At 70.6% G+C, this 16,995-nt stretch carries 19 protein-coding genes; 13 read left to right on the top strand and 6 right to left on the bottom strand.

Going from position 1 to position 16,995, the window contains the following annotated elements:
- The first annotated feature begins 164 nt into the window (after nucleotides 1-164).
- Complete coding sequence (locus ACFXOZ_RS23845; protein ID WP_380528932.1) at nucleotides 165-698, top strand: NUDIX hydrolase; 534 nt, start codon at nucleotides 165-167, stop codon at nucleotides 696-698.
- On the opposite strand, the gene ACFXOZ_RS23840 is transcribed toward ACFXOZ_RS23845, so the two are convergent.
- Nucleotides 699-1,802, bottom strand: a complete 1,104-nt coding sequence (locus ACFXOZ_RS23840) for a hypothetical protein (RefSeq protein WP_380592501.1) — start codon at nucleotides 1,800-1,802, stop codon at nucleotides 699-701. It abuts the gene before it with no gap.
- A gap of 380 nt (nucleotides 1,803-2,182) precedes the next feature.
- Here ACFXOZ_RS23840 and ACFXOZ_RS23835 point away from each other — a divergent pair, with 380 nt between their 5' ends.
- From ACFXOZ_RS23835 to ACFXOZ_RS23815, 5 genes are all read left to right on the top strand, one after another.
- Complete coding sequence (locus ACFXOZ_RS23835) at nucleotides 2,183-2,710, top strand: ATP-binding protein (RefSeq protein ID WP_380528935.1); 528 nt, start codon at nucleotides 2,183-2,185, stop codon at nucleotides 2,708-2,710.
- A complete protein-coding gene (locus ACFXOZ_RS23830) occupies nucleotides 2,704-2,907 on the top strand; it encodes a hypothetical protein (protein ID WP_380528936.1) in 204 nt (67 codons plus the stop codon). Before ACFXOZ_RS23835 ends, ACFXOZ_RS23830 begins: the two co-directional genes overlap by 7 nt.
- A gap of 22 nt (nucleotides 2,908-2,929) precedes the next feature.
- On the top strand, nucleotides 2,930-4,048 hold the full coding sequence (locus ACFXOZ_RS23825) for a radical SAM protein (RefSeq protein ID WP_380592499.1): 1,119 nt from the start codon (nucleotides 2,930-2,932) through the stop codon (nucleotides 4,046-4,048).
- 2 nt (nucleotides 4,049-4,050) lie between these two features.
- Nucleotides 4,051-4,248 carry a hypothetical protein gene (locus ACFXOZ_RS23820; protein WP_380409893.1) on the top strand — a complete coding sequence of 66 codons (198 nt, stop codon included), beginning with the start codon at nucleotides 4,051-4,053 and terminating at the stop codon, nucleotides 4,246-4,248.
- Between the two features lie 84 nt (nucleotides 4,249-4,332).
- Nucleotides 4,333-5,178 carry a GNAT family N-acetyltransferase gene (locus ACFXOZ_RS23815; RefSeq protein WP_380528941.1) on the top strand — a complete coding sequence of 282 codons (846 nt, stop codon included), beginning with the start codon at nucleotides 4,333-4,335 and terminating at the stop codon, nucleotides 5,176-5,178.
- 943 nt (nucleotides 5,179-6,121) lie between these two features.
- Here ACFXOZ_RS23815 and ACFXOZ_RS23810 read toward each other — a convergent pair.
- Nucleotides 6,122-6,850, bottom strand: a complete 729-nt coding sequence (locus ACFXOZ_RS23810) for a gamma-glutamyl-gamma-aminobutyrate hydrolase family protein (RefSeq protein WP_375890872.1) — start codon at nucleotides 6,848-6,850, stop codon at nucleotides 6,122-6,124.
- A 158-nt stretch (nucleotides 6,851-7,008) separates the two neighbouring features.
- On the opposite strand from ACFXOZ_RS23810, the gene ACFXOZ_RS23805 reads away from it, so the two are divergent.
- The 3 genes from ACFXOZ_RS23805 (at nucleotide 7,009) to ACFXOZ_RS23795 (ending at nucleotide 10,560) form a co-directional block, all read left to right on the top strand.
- A complete protein-coding gene (locus tag ACFXOZ_RS23805; protein ID WP_380592497.1) occupies nucleotides 7,009-8,409 on the top strand; it encodes a glutamine synthetase family protein in 1,401 nt (466 codons plus the stop codon).
- 59 nt (nucleotides 8,410-8,468) lie between these two features.
- Nucleotides 8,469-9,257 (top strand): 3-oxoacyl-ACP reductase, encoded by a 789-nt coding sequence (locus tag ACFXOZ_RS23800; protein ID WP_380592495.1) that lies wholly within the window; start codon nucleotides 8,469-8,471, stop codon nucleotides 9,255-9,257.
- A gap of 109 nt (nucleotides 9,258-9,366) precedes the next feature.
- Nucleotides 9,367-10,560, top strand: coding sequence for a DUF2510 domain-containing protein (locus ACFXOZ_RS23795; RefSeq protein WP_380592493.1), 1,194 nt, complete (start codon nucleotides 9,367-9,369; stop codon nucleotides 10,558-10,560).
- Between the two features lie 141 nt (nucleotides 10,561-10,701).
- Here ACFXOZ_RS23795 and ACFXOZ_RS23790 read toward each other — a convergent pair whose 3' ends face one another.
- The 3 genes from ACFXOZ_RS23790 to ACFXOZ_RS23780 all read right to left on the bottom strand — a co-directional run bounded on the left by ACFXOZ_RS23790 (nucleotide 10,702) and on the right by ACFXOZ_RS23780 (nucleotide 13,581).
- Nucleotides 10,702-11,625: a lytic polysaccharide monooxygenase gene (locus ACFXOZ_RS23790; protein ID WP_375890880.1), complete on the bottom strand. Its 924-nt coding sequence runs from the start codon at nucleotides 11,623-11,625 to the stop codon at nucleotides 10,702-10,704.
- A gap of 248 nt (nucleotides 11,626-11,873) precedes the next feature.
- Nucleotides 11,874-12,311, bottom strand: coding sequence for a hypothetical protein (locus ACFXOZ_RS23785; protein WP_380592491.1), 438 nt, complete (start codon nucleotides 12,309-12,311; stop codon nucleotides 11,874-11,876).
- Between the two features lie 58 nt (nucleotides 12,312-12,369).
- On the bottom strand, nucleotides 12,370-13,581 hold the full coding sequence (locus ACFXOZ_RS23780) for an alanine racemase (RefSeq protein ID WP_380528951.1): 1,212 nt from the start codon (nucleotides 13,579-13,581) through the stop codon (nucleotides 12,370-12,372).
- 91 nt (nucleotides 13,582-13,672) lie between these two features.
- Here ACFXOZ_RS23780 and ACFXOZ_RS23775 point away from each other — a divergent pair, with 91 nt between their 5' ends.
- On the top strand, nucleotides 13,673-14,446 hold the full coding sequence (locus tag ACFXOZ_RS23775) for an SseB family protein (protein ID WP_380592489.1): 774 nt from the start codon (nucleotides 13,673-13,675) through the stop codon (nucleotides 14,444-14,446).
- A gap of 60 nt (nucleotides 14,447-14,506) precedes the next feature.
- Here the strand turns inward: ACFXOZ_RS23775 and ACFXOZ_RS23770 are convergent, their stop codons facing one another.
- Entirely contained in the window at nucleotides 14,507-14,884 is a 378-nt protein-coding gene (locus ACFXOZ_RS23770; RefSeq protein ID WP_360230223.1) for a DUF1844 domain-containing protein, read from the bottom strand.
- 499 nt (nucleotides 14,885-15,383) lie between these two features.
- On the opposite strand from ACFXOZ_RS23770, the gene infC reads away from it, so the two are divergent.
- The 3 genes from infC (at nucleotide 15,384) to rplT (ending at nucleotide 16,970) form a co-directional block, all read left to right on the top strand.
- The gene (gene infC / locus ACFXOZ_RS23765) at nucleotides 15,384-16,133 is read left to right on the top strand and encodes a translation initiation factor IF-3 (RefSeq protein WP_380528973.1); all 750 of its coding nucleotides are present in this window, start codon (nucleotides 15,384-15,386) and stop codon (nucleotides 16,131-16,133) included.
- Between the two features lie 137 nt (nucleotides 16,134-16,270).
- The gene (gene rpmI, locus ACFXOZ_RS23760; protein ID WP_030055648.1) at nucleotides 16,271-16,465 is read left to right on the top strand and encodes a 50S ribosomal protein L35; all 195 of its coding nucleotides are present in this window, start codon (nucleotides 16,271-16,273) and stop codon (nucleotides 16,463-16,465) included.
- A 109-nt stretch (nucleotides 16,466-16,574) separates the two neighbouring features.
- A complete protein-coding gene (rplT, locus tag ACFXOZ_RS23755; protein WP_030055649.1) occupies nucleotides 16,575-16,970 on the top strand; it encodes a 50S ribosomal protein L20 in 396 nt (131 codons plus the stop codon).
- Nucleotides 16,971-16,995 lie beyond the last annotated feature (25 nt).

Raw genomic sequence — 16,995 nt, 5'->3', positions numbered from 1 at the left:
GCCGAGGAGGCGCCGCAGTAACCGCCGTGCACCTCAGGCCGGGACCATCGGGGCCGTCAGTTGCCATCACCAATTCTCGTCACTCTGACGCGAATTCGCCGAGAGTGGCTGCCTTGGTTGCCGATGTCTGAGATGCTGAGGGTCCATCGAGGGAGGCTTCAGCCATGCAGTGGAAGATCCATGGGGAACGTCCGATCTACGAGAACCCATGGGTCAACCTGTGGCTGGCCGACATCGAGCAGCCCGACGGCCACCGCTGGGAACACCACGTGGTCAAGCTGCGGCACCTCGCGGTGGCGGCCGTAGTGAACGACCAGAAGCAGGTCCTCATGATGTGGCGGCACCGCTTCATCACCAACACCTGGGCCTGGGAACTCCCGATGGGTCTCATCGAGCCGGACGAGACCCCGGCAGAGGCGGCGGCCCGCGAGACGCTTGAGGAGACAGGCTGGAAGGTGGGTGAGGTCAAGTCGCTGATCTACGCCCAACCGGCCAATGGAATCACCGACTCGGAGCATTTTGTCTTCCGGGCTGATGCTGTCGAGTACATGGGCCCGCCGACAGAGCGCAACGAGTCCGACCGGATCGAGTGGGTCCCCCTGTCCGAGCTGCGCGGCATGATCGACCGACGCGAGATCGTCAGCAGCGGCACGCTCGTGGGCGTGCTGTATGTGCTGTTGGACGAGGCCGGCCTTTGATCACCCGGTCATGCCGGTGATCCGGTCGGACAGTTCCGCGACCGGGGCGCTGCTCCGGTAGGGCCTGAGGAGTTGGCGGAACTCCTGGAGGTGGACCCTTACCCTGGGGGACTCGACAGCCTCCGCGAGTGCGAGGGCCTCCCCGGCGGTCGCGCATGCCAATTCGACCTCTCGCTGCTGGAGTTGGGTGCGTGCGAGCCAGAAGGTGTGGAAGGCGCGCCCTCTGAGGTTCGCCATCGGCTCGGCTTGCAATCCTTCGGCGATGAGAGGCTCAGCAGCTCCGGCTTCACCCAGCTGGCCAAGGACGATGCCAGTGTCCACGGTTAGCTTGGTGTGGTCGAAGTACTGAACCCAGACAGGGTCGTCATCGCCATCGGCGATGCGCTCGAAGTGGTGATGCGCCTCGGTGATCGCACGATGGGCTGTCTCCCGATCGTACGTACTTGCGTGGCCGAAGGCTTCGCGCATCGACAGCATGGCCAGCAGCCTTGGTGTACCCGTGGCGAGGCGCGCGTTGTCCTGTGCGGCCCGGGCGAGCGTGATCGCATCCTGCGGCTTGTCCTGGTATGTCGCCTGGAGGCTGAGGCAGGCGAGCACATTGGCGACGAACGTACGGTCGTCGATGTCTCGCGCGAATCGAAGCGATTCGGTGAAGTAGCCCTGCGCTGCGCTGTACTGTCGCGCGTCGAAGTACGTCCAGCCGGCAAGGCGGGCGAGCTCGGCGGCGATGCCGTGGAGACTGTGCCGGTAGTTCGGGTCGGCGGTGTCCCGCATGACGCACGTCACGTACCTGAGTTGGCCGATCACTGCGGGCCGGAGTGCCTCACCGCCGTGTTGGTCGTCTCGCCTCCAGTAGTCCTCGATGGATACCTGGAGGGAGCGAAGGATGTTCGGTGTGGCTCTGGATCCGGCTGCGATGGCCAGGATGTCATTCAGGTCACCCCCGCTCGGCGCATCCCTGGCCGACTGCGAAGCGGGCACGGGGCCGACCGTCACAGGTGACCCGTGGCAAGAGGCGGACGACCGTTCCCAGTTGCGGTCTGCCAGGCCGAGCATGTGACCGGGGATTCGTAAGCCATCCGCGATGCGCTCGATGACGGCCATGTTCGTGATCTTCGGCCGCCCCTTCATCACCTCCCCCACTCTGCTGGGTGTCAGCTCACATGCTCGCGCGATGCGTGAAGGGTGAAACCCTGCTCTGCGCTTCGCAAGTTGGAAGATCCGTGCGAAGTCTCGGTCCGCGCAGGCCGCCCTCATCTCGGGGTCCGCAAGCAGGCGACGCGGAAGCCCGGACGACCCCAATGACTCACTCACGACCGGCCCCCAGCAGCAGAAGGATCATCGCTCGGTGTCACTTGAGATAACTGACCGCAAGTTTACCCATCGTGGGTACACGCGCTGGCCTTATCTCAAGGCAGCCGTCTCGGGATTCTGGTGGTCGTCCGGAGAGACGCCCGGAGCACCCGACTGAGACGGTCCCACCAATGAACTACATCGACACCGCCACGATCCCGAAGCCGCGCACCTGGGATGTCGAGCCGAACCCGGCGGCCATCCGGCCTGCGCGCCAACTGATCCGGTTCATCGCCGTTTCTTGGCGTGTTCCGTTGACGGACAACGCCTTGCGGGACGTGGAGTTGTGCGCTGATGAGTTGCTGGCCAATGCCATCGAGTACGTGCAGGAGCGCTGCCGCGTCACAGTCCAGTGGACTGGCAGCCGCCTGCGGGTCGAGGTCGCGGACAGCAGCCCGAACCCGCCGGTGAGTAAGACGGCGGACGACATGGCCACCGGCGGCCGCGGCCTTCTGCTGGTCAAGGCCCTGGCTCACTCCTGGGGCTGGCACCCGGTGGATGTGGGCAAGGTGGTGTGGTTCGAGGTGTGCCCCGACGAAGGGGTGACAGGAGATGCGCGACTCGCCGCGCTCGTCTTCGCGGCTCAAGTCCACGCAGCAAAACCACCGGCGGGGGTGCGGGTTCGTAAGTGCGAGCCGACGGCACAGGCCGCATGGTGACCGTCCGTTCCTGGTCCTCCCGGTACGAGATCCGCTTGATCGGCTCCGGGAGCCCCCACTTCGTCCTGCTCGAGTGCTGGGGGATCTACGACCGCGAGCAGCACGAGTACGTGCGCGTTCCGGGTTCCTCGGACCGGATCAGGCGGTTCTACGCCAAATCGGCCGCCGAGGCCCACCTGCGCCACTCCGGCGCCTGACGGATTACTCAGAGGAGGGAAAGTGCACGACCTCATCGCCAGCCCATTCCTGGACGAGTACGTGTTGGTGCGACCCGGTAGCCGTGGGGGCCTCCGGCTGCCGCAGGCCGACTACGAAGAACTGCGCGTCCACGACCCCGCCCAGATGGCCCCCTCCTGGCTCGTGGACGCTGCAGGCGCACAGTGGGCCGACCTTGATGTCGCGGGACGGCCGTTGGCCGAGTTCCTGCTGGTCCGGCAGCCCTCCTCGTGGGGGTACTCCCGGGCGTCGTGGGAGATCAACCTCGGCTGCAATTACGCCTGCAAGCACTGCTATCTGGGGCTCAAGGTCAACTCGGGCATGGCCCTGGCGGACAAGCTCACCTGCCTGCGCATCATGGCCGAAGCCGGTGTGCTGTGGCTCCAGATCACCGGCGGAGAGCCCACGGTGGACAAGGACTTCATGGCTTCCTACCGGACCGCGTTCGAGCTGGGCATGATGATCACGGTGTCGACGAACGCCTCGCTGTTGTGGCGCGAGAACCTGCTCGGCCTCTTCCGGGAGTGCCCGCCCTACCGGGTTACGGTGTCGATGTACGGCGCCGCGAAGGCCAGTTACGACGAACTGACGCAGCGCCCGGGTGCCTGGGATCTGTTCGTCCAGGGGATGAACGCCGCCCGCCACGCCAAGCTGCCGCTGCGGATGAGCATCGTCGTCACCGAGGGCAACGCGGACGAGGAACAGGCGATGATCGATCTGTGCCGGTCGTGGGGGCTGGAGTACAACGTCTTCACCAACATGACGCCGACGATCTACGGCGGCGCCGAGTCGCTGACCGCGCAGTCCAAAGAGCACTTGCGGATGCGACGACCGTTCGCCGGGTGCAACGCGGGCCACACGTTCTTCCACGCCGACCCGCACGGTCTGGTGTCCATCTGCAAGATCGGCCGTGACGACCAGATCAGCCTCCCCGGCGAAGGGATCGACGGCCTCGCCCGGCTCGGCGCCATCGCCGACCGTCTCATGCTTCGCACCGGTGGCTGCTCCGGCTGCCAGCTCTCGGGGTCGTGCACTGTGTGCCGGCCGCTGGCCAAGCACTACCAGGAGGCGAAGGCACCACTCGCAAGTTACTGCCAGCACGGGATCAAGAAAGCAGGATGACCATGACCGCTGTAGCTGTCGAACTCTCCCCGAGGCGCCCGCTGCCGGGTGACGGCCCGTCCCAGCGTCTGCCGTACCTGACGCGGCCCCTCCAGGCCCCCGCCCAGCCGGTCACCGAGATCACCACCGTGGCTGACCTGGACGACATCATGGAGTCGATCAAGTGCTCGTGCTCCGCGGGCGACGACAACCCGCACTGATCGCGTTCGGTCGGTAACGCTCAGGCCCTGGCGCGGTTCGCGTCAGGGCCTGAGGCCTGTGCGGGAGCCGAGTAGCGTGGGTTCATGGGATTCCGCTGGGACTGGATGCGTCCCCGAATGTCCGTGCCGTGCCTGCCGACGCTCGGCCCCCTGCACCCCGAGGGCCTGAGCTCGGAGCTGATGGATGACGTGTTCGCCGTCGCCGGCACCGGGGAGTTCCTTCCGCACGACAAGGACCGGCGATGGTCCGATCGCAAGGGCGAGTGGGTCGTGGTGAACGACATCGTCCAGGACCGGGAACGAACCCTGATCCCGACCCTCACCGACCGTGGAGTCCTACGCGTTCACCTCTACGGGTCCCGAGGGCACCTGTTCGAAGCTCAGGAGGCAGCCGCCAAGCTTGCCGCCGTCCACGGAGCCGGGAAGGCCCGCGTCGTGTGGTTCCAAGAGGGGCCGGACGCCTCTGCCGCGTGTACCCGGGTCCAGCTCAGGAGCTTCGACCGTCCCGCTCCCGCCGTGGACGGGATCGGGGTCCTGTCCGAGGCGGCCGCAGGGGTGGCGGGCACCTTCGACGACTTCTCGGCGAATCTCGCCGACGAGGGGTTCGCCTTCCTGAACTCCAGGCTCGACACCGTCGGCCCGGTCCTGGTCGCGGTGCGCGATGGTCGGGTGGTCGGGGCGATCGGCCCGATGGAGACGATGTCCGACCCGATCGGTCAAGTCAGGCTCCTGCCGCAGTACTTCGGGGTCCTGCCCGAGTGCCGGGGCCTCGGCCTCGGGCGCCTGCTGTGGCGCGCCGCGATGCACTGGGGGCAGGAGCACGGCGCGGACTACCAGCTGCTGCAGACCACCGTCGGTGGCCCGTCCGACCGGCTGTGCCGGAGTGAGGGGCTGATCGATCTCGGCGTGGTCTGCACCCTGGACGTCTGAGATGCCACGAGGGCGGTGCGGGCGCGGGTGGCGCCTCTGATGGTTACAGAGGCGGTGCAGCCGTTGGTGGCGGGGCGTTCCGCCCGGTCGGCGCAGGCGTGGCAGACGCCGGGCCGGGGGACGGGGTCGCGGCACTCGTTGCACTCGGCGTAGCGGGGAGTGGGAGGGCTTTCCGGGGTTCGGGGTGGCGGGAGTTTGTGGCGGAGGCGGTAACCGAGTACGGCTGGTGCCGAGTGGATGGGGGTGGGCAGGCCCGGGAGGAGGGCTTGGGCCAGGTCGGCCGGAGTGCTGCCGCGTTGGAGCCACTGGGCGACCAGGGGCGCCAGCTGCTCGGCCTCGGATTGACCCAGCCGCAGGCGGGGTTCGGGGCGGATCACCCGGAACAGGGCGGCCACCGCCTCGCGGAGAGGCGGGGGGAGGGTGGTTGCTTGCTCCGGTTCCTTTACTACGGGGCGGTCTGCGCGGCCGATGGCCGGTTCACCGGGTGCCGGACGGGTGGCAGCCGGTGTGCTCGGCCACGGGGTGTCGTAGACGTGGTTCTCTGTGCGGACGGTGCCGTCGGGCAGCCGGACCAGTTCGACGCGGTAGTAGCCGGCGTCGGTGAGTTCTTTGAGGGCCTTGCGGATCGCGCCGCGCCCCTGGGGGCTGGTGTCGGCCATGTGCCGTCCGTCCTCGTGCCAGCCGTCGGGGCGGGAGAGGAGGTCGGCGAGGAGGCCTCGGGCGGTGTAGCTCAACCTTCTGTACTGCAACATGGAGTTGGGCAACACGGTGAAGTGACGTGCGTGGTGGGTACGATGTACTCGCATCGGGAGCTCGACTCCTGGTGCCGGACCCCGGAGCGTTGGCGCGCTGCCGGGGTCAACTGTTTGTGGTTCGGGTGCGCAACGTAACACGGCCCTTGCCCGGTCAATTGTCCTTCAAGACAAGGGTGGTTATCGCACTTTCAGGCGAGGGTGGCCGCGTCCAGGGAAGCTGCGGTGGCGGCGCGCACGAGGGCCTGCATGAGGCGGAGGTCGGTGCCCTGTTCGGGGTGCCACTGGACGCCGATGGTGAAGCCGGGGCCCTCGACGGCCTCCACCGTGCCGTCCGGGGCGAGGGCGCTGACGCGCAGGCCGGTGCCGAGGCGGTCGACGGCCTGGTGGTGGAAGGTGGGCACCTCCAGCTCGGTCTCCGGGAGCAGGCCGCCGACCAGGGTGCCGGGCACCGGGCGGACCAGGTGGGCGCCGTAGCACCCCGGTGTGCCCGCGTGGACGTCCACGTCGAGGACGTCCGGGAGGTGCTGCACCAGCGTCCCGCCGCAGACCACGTTCAGCACCTGCATGCCCCGGCAGATCCCCAGCACCGGCATGCCCGCGGCCAGGGCGCCGCGCAGCAGGGCGACCTCCCAGACGTCGCGTTCCGGGGAGTCGACGTCCGTCAGCGGGTGGGCGGGTTCCCCGTAGTACGCCGGGTCGATGTCCGGTCCGCCGGCGATGACGAGGGCGTCGAGCCGGGCGAGGGCCTCGGGGGCGCGCTCGGGGGCGTCGGGCGGGAGCAGGACGGCGATCCCGCCGGAGTCCTGCACGTAGGCGGTGTACCGCTCCGGCACCAGGGCGACGCGACGGCCGCGCCAGTCGCTCCAACTCGCGTCCACCAGGTAGGTGCTGACACCGATGAAAGGCCTGCGATCCATGGCGCGCATTCTCCTCCCGTACCGTCCGGTACCTCGCCAATCACGCGCCTCGGCGCGCCACACCCGTCCGCCCTCTTCCGCCCCGTGAGCCGCAGGCCGTACGGTTCGCTGTGACCGCTTGATCTCGAAGAGTGATCGTGGAGGAGGAGGGTTTCGGCATGCCCGAGAACGCCATGCCCGAGAACGCCCCCGCGGGTTCGCGGCCCCGGCCGCCACTGACCCTGGACGAGCTGCGGGTCCTGGTGGACGCGGGCGAGGTGCACACCGTCGCGCTCGCCTTCACCGACATGCAGGGCCGGTTGCAGGGAAAACGGTTCGCCGCCCGCTTCTTCCTCGACGAGGTCGCGGATAACGGCGCCGAGGCCTGCGACTACCTGCTCGCCGTGGACGTCGACCTGAACACCGTGGACGGCTACGCCTTCTCCTCCTGGGCGACCGGCTACGGCGACTTCGCGATGCGCCCCGACCTCGGCACCCTGCGGCTGACGCCCTGGCAGCCCGGCACCGCCCAGGTCACCGCCGACCTGGCCCGGCACGGCGGCCACCCCGTGGACGCCGCCCCGCGCCAGCTGCTGCGCCGCCAGCTCGCCCGGCTCGCCGAGTACGGGCTGAGCGCCGACATCGGCACCGAGCTGGAGTTCCTGGTCTTCCGCGACACCTACGAGCAGGCCTGGCTGGGCGGTTACCGCGGCCTCACCCCGGCGAACCTCTACAACGTGGACTACTCGATGCTGGGCACCGCCCGGGTCGAGCCGCTGCTCGCCCGGATCCGCAACGAGATGGCGGGCGCCGGGCTGACCGTCGAGTCCGCCAAGGGCGAGTGCAACCTCGGCCAGCACGAGATCGCGTTCCGCTACTCCGACGCCCTCACCACCTGCGACCAGCACAGCGTCTACAAGACCGGCGCCAAGGAGATCGCCGCCCAACAGGGCTGCGCGCTCACCTTCATGGCCAAGTACGACGAGCGCGAGGGCAACAGCTGCCACATCCACCTGTCGCTGCGCGACGCCGTCGGCGCCCCCGCCTTCGCCGACCGGGACGGCCGGATGACCGACACCATGCGGCACTTCCTGGCCGGGCAGCTGGCCGCGCTGCGCGAGTTCAGCCTGCTGTACGCGCCGAACATCAACTCCTACAAGCGCTACCGCCCGGGCTCCTTCGCCCCGACCGCCGTCGCCTGGGGCCGGGACAACCGCACCTGCGCCTACCGGGTGGTCGGCCACGGCCCGGCCCTGCGGATGGAGAACCGGGTGCCCGGCGGCGACGTCAACCCGTACCTCGCGGTGGCCGGGATGATCGCGGCCGGACTGGACGGCCTGCAGCGCAAGCTCGACCTGCCCGCGCCCTGCCTGGGCAACGCCTACGGGGTGGAGGAGTACGCCCGGGTGCCCGGATCGCTGCGCGAGGCCGCCGAGTTGTGGGCGGGCAGCGAACTGGCCCGGACGGCCTTCGGGGGCGACGTGGTCGAGCACTACCTGAACATGGCCCGGGTCGAGCAGGCCGCCTACGACGGGACCGTCACCGACTGGGAGCGCTACCGCTCCTTCGAACGGATGTGAGGCGGGACATGACCGAACCGACCGAGAACGTCCCCATCCACACCGAGGAGTGACGGTCCATGACCGAGCAGGACGACATCGTCTGCCGCCGCCTGGTCGGCCGCACCGCCGTGGTCACCGGCGCGGGCAGCGGGATCGGCCTGGCCGCGGCCCGCCGGCTCGCCGCGGAGGGCGCCAGGGTGGTCTGCGCGGACCTGGACGAGGAGAGCGGACGGGCGGCCGCCAAGGCGGTCGGCGGGCTGTTCGTGCACACCGACGTCACCGACCCGTCCATGGTCGAGGCGCTGTTCGACGAGGCGTACGAGACCTATGGCAGCGTGGACGTCGCGTTCAACAACGCGGGCATCTCCCCACCGGAGGACGACTCGATCCTGACCACCGGGCTGGACGCCTGGCGCAAGGTCCAGGAGGTCAACCTGACCTCGGTCTACCTGTGTTGCAAGGCCGCGCTGCCGTACATGCGCCGGCACGGGCGCGGCTCGATCATCAACACCGCCAGCTTCGTGGCCCGGATGGGCGCGGCCACCTCGCAGATCTCGTACCCCGCGTCCAAGGGCGGGGTGCTGGCGATGTCCCGCGAGCTGGGCGTGCAGTTCGCCCGGGAGGGCATCCGGGTCAACGCGCTGTCACCCGGGCCGGTGGACACCCCGCTGCTGCGCGAACTGTTCGCCGCGGACCCGGAGCGGGCGGCCCGCCGACTGGTGCACATCCCGCTCGGCCGGTTCGCCCGGGCCGAGGAGATCGCGGCCGCGGTGGCCTTCCTCGCCAGCGACGACTCCTCGTTCATCACCGCGAGCGAGTTCCTGGTGGACGGCGGCATCTCCGGGGCGTACGTCACCCCGCTGTAGGCCCGCGCCCCCGCCCCGTCGGGGGTTCTCACCGTAATCTCATCGAAAACCTCCGGAATTCCCGGCTGCGCTGATTTCGCGTTTATCCGGCTACCTTTAGATTCTTTCTGTGAGCGAGCAGATCCCCGCCGGGTGGTACCCGGACCCGAAGAACGCCGGCGACCCGAGACCGCAGCGCTGGTGGGACGGCAAGGGCTGGACGGCCGACACCCGGCCCGCACCCTCGGGCGCCCCGCAGCCGGAGTCCCCGGCCGCGGCGGCCCCGGGGCCGGAGACGGCCGAACAGCCCAGGGTGCTGGAGGGCGAGGTCCTGGACAGCGGCCCGACGGTCCGCTACCCGGAACCGCCGCCCTTCGGCACCGCCTACGGGATGCCCGGCGCGCCCGGCGAGCTGCCGCGCAAGCCGCGCCGCAAGCCGTCCAAGCTGGTGGTGGCCACCGTCGTGGCCGCCGTGCTCGGCCTGGGCGCCGGCTCGGGGATCACCTACCTGGCGATGGACGGCCACGACAACGGCCGGCCGCAGCGCAGCGCCGCCCGCAACCAGCCGGCCCCGAACGGCGACGGACCGTTCGGCTTCCCCGGCTTCGGCGGCGGCGGCAACGGCGCCAACGGGGGCAACGGCGGGAGCGGTAACCCCGGCGGTGGCGGCGGCAACGGCAACGGCAGCGGGAAGTCCAGGCCGGGCGCCAACAAGGCGATCGACCTGGTGAACGGGCTCACCCTGCCCACCCCCTCCGGCTGGCAGGCGGGCACCACCAACGACGGCTACGCCGCGCTGAGCGTCGGCGCCTACAAGTGCCCGGACGGCACCGACAGCTGCACCCTCGGCGGGGTGAACACCGGCCGGATCAGCGGCGGCGGCACCGACGCCCAGGCGGCGGCGAAGGCCGACATCGACAAGGCCGTCAAGGACTCCTACGGCGATGTCACCGGCCACCAGGAGCTCAAGTCCGAGGCCGTGAAGGTCAACGGCCAGGACGGCTACCTGGTCCGCTGGAAGGTGGACGCCGCCAAGGGCAACAGCGGCTACGTCCAGACCGTGGTCTTCCCGACCGCGGACGGCAAGGCGCTGGTCTCGGTGCACTTCGGCTTCGACATCGCCGACAAGGCACCGGACGTCGGCGTGATGGACACCATCGTGAAGGGCATCACCGACTTCAAGGGCAAGATCCCGGGCCTGCCCGGCCTGCCGGGCTCCGGCCCCGGCTCCGGTGCGGGCGGTGGCTCCGGCAGCGGCAGTGGCTCCGGTTCCGGCAGCAGCCCGGACGGCGGCCCGGACGTCTCCGGTACGGCCACCACGTGAGCCCCCCGCTCCTCACACCGTGACGGCCCGCCCGGGAGGAACCCTCCCGGGCGGGCCGTCGCCGTTCACCTCACGGCGCCGGTGGAGCCGCGGAACCGGGCCGGACGGGGGTGGGCCGGCCCGGCCCCGCGTCGTCCGGCGTCAGGAGTCGCGTCGAACAGCCTCGACGCGACGGCGCCGGAGCACCATGCCCGCCCAGCCGACCCCGAGCGCGGCGGCACCGGCGAGCAGCAGCGGCCCGGTGGCGGAGGTGCCGCCCACGGCCGCCGAGGTGGTCGGGAGGGGCTGGCCGGCCGGGGCGTTCGGGTCCCCGCCGTGCCCGTGGTGGGCGACCGTGGACTTGGGGGCGTCGGCGGCGATCTGGGCGTCGCTCGGCGCGGCCGGGGCGGCGAACGAGGAGACGGCCGGGGCCCCGGCGGCGCTGGCGGACTTGCCGAAGTCGACGTCCGAGCAGCTGTAGAACGCCTCCGGGCTGTCGCTGCGCTGCCAGATCATGTAGAGCAGCTGGCGGCCGGTGCGCTGCGGCAGGGTGCCCGGGTAGGTGTAGTACCCGTTGGTGGCGGTGCGGTCGACCTGCACCTGGGCCACCGGCGTCGGGTCGAGGTCCGACCACTTGAGCGGCTTGGTCGGGTCGTAGCCCGGCTTGGTGATGTACACGGTCTGGGTGCCGACGTGCGGCGCGGTGGTGCGGAACTGGAAGGTGAAGCTGCCGGCGCTGACCGGGGTGGCCGGCCAGTCGGTGCGGGGCCAGTCCAGGGCCGCGTACTTGTCGCGGTTGGCCGAGCAGAGCTTGCCGTCCGGGATCAGCGCCTGGTGGTTGCCGTTGGCGTTGGCGATGTTGACCTCGTTCCAGTCGTACAGCGGCTGGGTGCCGCTCGCGGCGACGAGGTCCTTGCAGACCTGGGACACCGGGTGCTCGGGGCCCTCGGCGTAGCAGGCGGCGATCCGGCTGACCGGTCCGGTCATGGTGCCGTGGGCACTGGCGGTGCCGGCGGTGGTCGCGGCCACCGCGAGGACCGCGGCGCCGACCACGCCGACGGACAGGGCACTTCGCTTGATGGACATGGGGTGGGGACTCCTTGGCCGTCGTTCCGGGCGGGTGTGGGGGAGCGGACACGCCTGCCCGTTCGGGGGCCGCCGGCCCGGATCGCGGACCCCCGGCCAGAGCGTAGGATTGGTCTGGACCATAAGGCAATAGCTCGGCGTGATGCGGTTATTGACGGACTGTAGGCGCCCGAGCAGCACAAAGGCCCGATGGGACACCGGGGTTAGGTGTTCCATCGGGCCCGCTTAAGGCTGGGGAAAGGTCGGGCTCAGAAGTTCAGGTTGCCGTTGACCGTGTCGGACTGGACCAGCTTGCCGACGTGACCGCTCTGGATGACGTTGCCGTTCACCGTCATGTCCCTGAGTTCGTTGTGGTACACCGTGACGGCCGGAGCCGGGGAGTCCTGGGTGAACTCCGCCAGGATCTCCCGGAGTTCGCCCGCCGCCTCCGGGTGCTCGCGGAACAGCCGGCGCAGCCGGGTGCGCAGCACGGCTGTCTGGTCCGCCAGCGCCTCCTCGTCGTCGCCGGCCTCCAGCACCTCGGCCCGGATCACCTCCAGCTCGGTGCTGGTCGCCTCGTCCTCCGCGCCGCGCCCGAACATCCGGGAGACCCGCGAACTGACCTGCTGCCAGGCCGCGGTGGCCATCAGCCCGGCCAGCGAAGAGGCACCCGACGTCACCATCTGCTGGACGATCTCGGCTTCCATGCTGCTCCCTCGTCGTTCGTCGTGACGCCACCACGGTAGGGCAGGGCCGGACGAACCGTCAGAGGAACGCCTTCCCCTCGCCCCGGTACGTGGGGACGGTCCGGACGATCCGGTCCCCCTCGATCAGGTGCAGTTCGGCGAAGCGCTCGCACAGCTCGCCCGCCTTGGCGTGCCGGAACCAGACCCGGTCGCCGATCAGCAGGTCGTCGGCGGCCGGGCCGATCAGCGGGGTCTGCACCTCGCCGGCGCCCTCCATCGGGTCGTACTGCAGGCCCGGCGGCAGGTACGGCACGGGGGCGCGGTCCGGTCCGGTCGGGCCGGAGGCCGGGTAGCCGCCGCCGAGCACCGTGACCACCCCGACGCCGGGGCGGCGCACCACGGGCTGGCCGAACAGGGCGGCCGGGCGGCCCCGGAAGGCGCGGTAGTTGTCGAACAGCTGCGGCTGGTAGAGCCCGGAGCCGGCGGCGACCTCGGTGACGGCCCGCTCGGCGACGGTGGACTCCACGCTGCCGGTGCCGCCGCCGTTGACGAACTCCAGCTCGGTGACCTGCCTCAGCCGCCGCACCACGGCCGCGCGCCGCTCGGCCAGTTCGGTCCGGGCCCGGCTCTGCATCAGCCGGACCACCTGGGAGCGCACCGGCCGCCCCGGCACCCGGTCCCCGACCCCGGCGACGTGTCCCTCGTACGCCATCAGGCCGACCACCCGGAACCCGGCCCGGCGCTGGACGAGTTCGGCGAAGGCGCCGAGCTCCTCCGGGGTGCGCAGCGGTGAGCGCCGGGCGCCCACCCGGACCCGGCCGCCGAACAGGTGCAGCGCGGTGTCCAGTTCCAGGCAGACCCGGACCTCGGCGTCGCCGCTGCGGGCCTTGTCGATCAGGTCCAGCTGGGCCGGGTCGTCCAGGACGACGGTGACCCGCTCGGCCAGCTCCTGGTCGCCGGTCAGTTCGGCGTAGCCCGCGCGGTCGGTGGAGGGGTACGCGAGCAGGACGTCGCGCACGCCGGTGCGGGCCAGCCAGAGCGACTCGTCCAGGGTGAAGCTCATCACCCCGGCGAAGCCGTCCACGGCCAACGCCCGGTCCAGCAGGGCCCGGCAGCGCAGGGACTTGCTGGCGACCCGGATCGGCTTGCCGCCCGCCCGGCGCACCAGGTCGGCGGCGTTGGCGTCGAAGGCGGCGAGGTCCACGACGGCCACCGGTCCGTCCAGATGGGCGGTGGCCCGGTCGTAGCGGTGCCGGTCCGTGACAGGGGTGCGCGCAACGAGGATGGGCATGGGCGCAGGGTGCCACAGCGCGCTACCGGTGGGTAGAGGTTGTGTGCACGGAAATGCGGACGGCGGTGCCCGGTGGCATAGGGTCGGCGGGGTGGACCGCAAAGACTTCTCCAACCCGGCGTTCGTCGGCAAGAGCATCCCGAATCCCGGCTTCTCCGACGACGACGGCACGGCGGACGCGGCCCTGACGGCAGCGCTGGCCCGCTGGTCGCAGGACCGTACGGCGGAGCCCGAGGTGCTGGCGGCACTGACCCCGACCCGGTTGATGGTCCCGATCGTGGCCGTCCTGGGCGAGGTCGAGGTGGACGAGCACGGGCACAAGCACGACAAGTCCAGTGACATGGCCGTCCCGGTGCTGGAGGCCCCGGACGGGCGCCGCGCGCTGCCGGCCTTCACGTCACTGGCGGCGCTCGCCCGCTGGCGGGCCGATGCCCGCCCGGCGCCGACCGCGGCCCCGCAGGCGGCGATGGTCGCCTTCTCCGAGCGCGCCGACACCCTGGTGATCGATCCGGCCGGGCCGGTGCCGTTCCTGCTGTCGGGCGCCCGGTTGCGGGCACTGGCGGAGAACCGGCCGTACCTGCCGCCGGTCCGGGACCCGGACGTGCGGGAGGCGGTCCGGGCGCTGCTGGCGGCCGAGCCCGAGGTGGCCGGCGGGGTGCTGGCGCCGGCGGAGGACTCGGACGGGGTGCTCGCGGTGGTGTTCGACCCGGCGCTGGACCAGGCGGGGCTGGAGGAGGCCGCGCAGCGGGTCGGCCGGGCGGTGGCCGGGGATCCGGTGCTGCGGGTGCGGCTGGACCGGGGGCTGGACCTCGCGGTGCTGCCCGCGAGCGCCCAGCTGCCGGGGGAGCCGCTGTACCGGCGCTGAACGCAATGCAAAACGGGACCACCTACCACATGTGGTAGGTGGTCCCGTTGTTGATCCCGATCAGGAGTACACCGGCCCGGTGAACTTCTCGCCCGGCCCGGTGCCCGGCGCGTCCGGCACCAGCGAGGCCTCGCGGAAGGCCAGCTGGAGCGAGCGCAGCCCGTCGCGCAGCGGGGCGGCGTGGAAGTTGCTGATCTCCGGGGCGCCGGCGGTGACCAGCCCGGCGAGGGCGGTGATCAGCTTGCGGGCCTCGTCGAGGTCCTTGTCCTTCTCGCCGCCCTCGGCCAGACCGCACTTGACCGCGGCCGCGCTCATCAGGTGCACCGCGACGGTGGTGATCACCTCGACCGCCGGGACCTCGGCGATGTCGCGGGTGAGGTCGTCGAAGCCGATCGCGTCGTCGTCCGTGCCGGGGGTCTGGGTGGGCTCGCTGCTCAAGGGGGGCTCGTTCCGTCGTGCGGTGTGGGTACAGGTGGAGCGTACAAGGGGGCCGGAACGCGCCGGGAGGGCAGTGCGCCGCGCCGGAGTCCGGCGGAGCGGGGGCGGAATAGCGTTCGACAGCGCGACGCTGTAAGCTTCGAGACTGACCGGCCGGGCTCCCTCATGGGCACCTGGCCAGCAAGTGGAGGCTCCACCCAGGAGGCCCGAGAGGGCAACCGCGAAAGTCTCCCACCCGATCGGCCTCGCGGTCGACGGGTCCCGGTCCGCGACGGGCGCCGAGGCGCCGAGTCGCCCGCAGCGTCCCTCACCGGATGCCGCCCCCGGATGTGTGGAGCCCCGCTTGTACCGAGCGGGGCTTTTTTCGTGTCGCGGTGCACGCGGTGCCGAGAGGTACCGGGCAGCGCAGCACGAATGAAGCCCCGCCCAGTGGTCGAGTCCACTACGTGCGACCGCCGTCCGACGGCCGCATCGCAGAAGGTGCAACCGAGGAGGCCCCATCAGCACCGAGCCCCGCATCAACGACCGGATCCGCGTTCCGGAGGTGCGACTCGTCGGTCCCAGCGGCGAGCAGGTCGGCATCGTGCCGCTTGCCAAGGCGCTGGAGCTCGCGCAGGAGTACGACCTCGACCTGGTCGAGGTCGCGGCGACCGCCCGGCCGCCGGTGTGCAAGCTCATGGACTACGGCAAGTTCAAGTACGAGTCGGCCATGAAGGCCCGTGAGGCGCGCAAGAACCAGGCGCACACGGTCATCAAGGAGATGAAGCTCCGGCCGAAGATCGACCCGCACGACTATGACACCAAGAAGGGTCACGTCGTCCGGTTCCTCAAGCAGGGCGACAAGGTCAAGATCACGATCATGTTCCGTGGTCGTGAGCAGTCCCGCCCCGAGCTGGGCTTCCGTCTGCTGCAGCGGCTCGCCGACGACGTCCAGGACCTGGGCTTCGTCGAGTCCTCGCCGAAGCAGGACGGCCGGAACATGATCATGGTTCTTGGCCCGCACAAGAAGAAGACCGAGGCGATGGCCGAGGCCCGCGCCCTCGCGGACGCCCGCAAGGCCGAGCGACTGGGCCGGACCCCCGGCTCCGACGCCGCCGCGGACGACGACGACCTGCTGGCCGACGACCTGCTGGCCGACGACGCCGAGGTCGAGGACGCCGAGACCGAGGCGCAGGACGCCCCGGCCGAGGAGCCGGCCGCCGAGGCCGAGGCCCCGGTCGAGCAGCCGGCCGCTTCCCAGGGCGCCTGAGCCGCAAGGCTCACTGTCCGGGTTCGGCCCCCAGGGTGACGGGGCGTCCCGCCCGGTCACCACAGATCCATCCAGTTCACGCCCGCGCGGCGCAGGTCGCGCGGGCGTGGACGGGACTGACGAGGAGATACGGCGAAATGCCGAAGCAGAAGACGCACAGTGGCGCCAGCAAGCGCTTCAAGATCAGTGGCTCTGGCAAGGTGCTGCGCGAGCGCGCCGGCCGCCGCCACCTCCTGGAGCACAAGCCCTCGACGCTGACCCGCAAGCTGGCCGGGACCGTCGAGCTGGCCCCCGCTGACGCCAAGAAGATCAAGAAGCTTCTCGGCAAGTGATCGCCCTCCCGCCCGGTGCGAGCCGTGTGCGGGGCAGCTGATCCTTCCCGACCCATTCGAATGACGGACCACGTGAAGTAGTCCGTGGTCCAACCCAAGGAGTAATCAAGTGGCACGCGTCAAGCGGGCAGTCAACGCCCACAAGAAGCGCCGGGTCATCCTGGAGCGCGCCAGCGGCTACCGTGGCCAGCGCTCGCGCCTGTACCGCAAGGCCAAGGAGCAGGTCACCCACTCGCTGGTCTACAACTTCAACGACCGCAAGAAGCGCAAGGGCGACTTCCGTCAGCTGTGGATCCAGCGCATCAACGCTGCGGCCCGTGCCAACGGCATCACCTACAACCGCTTCGTGCAGGGCCTCAAGGCCGCCAGCGTCGAGATCGACCGCAAGATGCTGGCCGACCTGGCCGTCAACGACCCGGGTGCGTTCGCCTCCCTGGTCGAGGTCGCCCAGAAGGCGCTGCCGGCCGACGTGAACGCCCCGAAGGCTGCCGCCGACGCCGCCTGATCTTCCGAGATCGGTTGAGCTCTGA

It is taken from the genome of Kitasatospora sp. NPDC059160, assembly GCF_042755465.1.
Lineage (GTDB): Bacteria > Actinomycetota > Actinomycetes > Streptomycetales > Streptomycetaceae > Kitasatospora.
The sequence above is the reverse complement of the archived record's forward strand: the minus strand, read 5'-3'. Positions and strand labels throughout refer to the sequence as shown.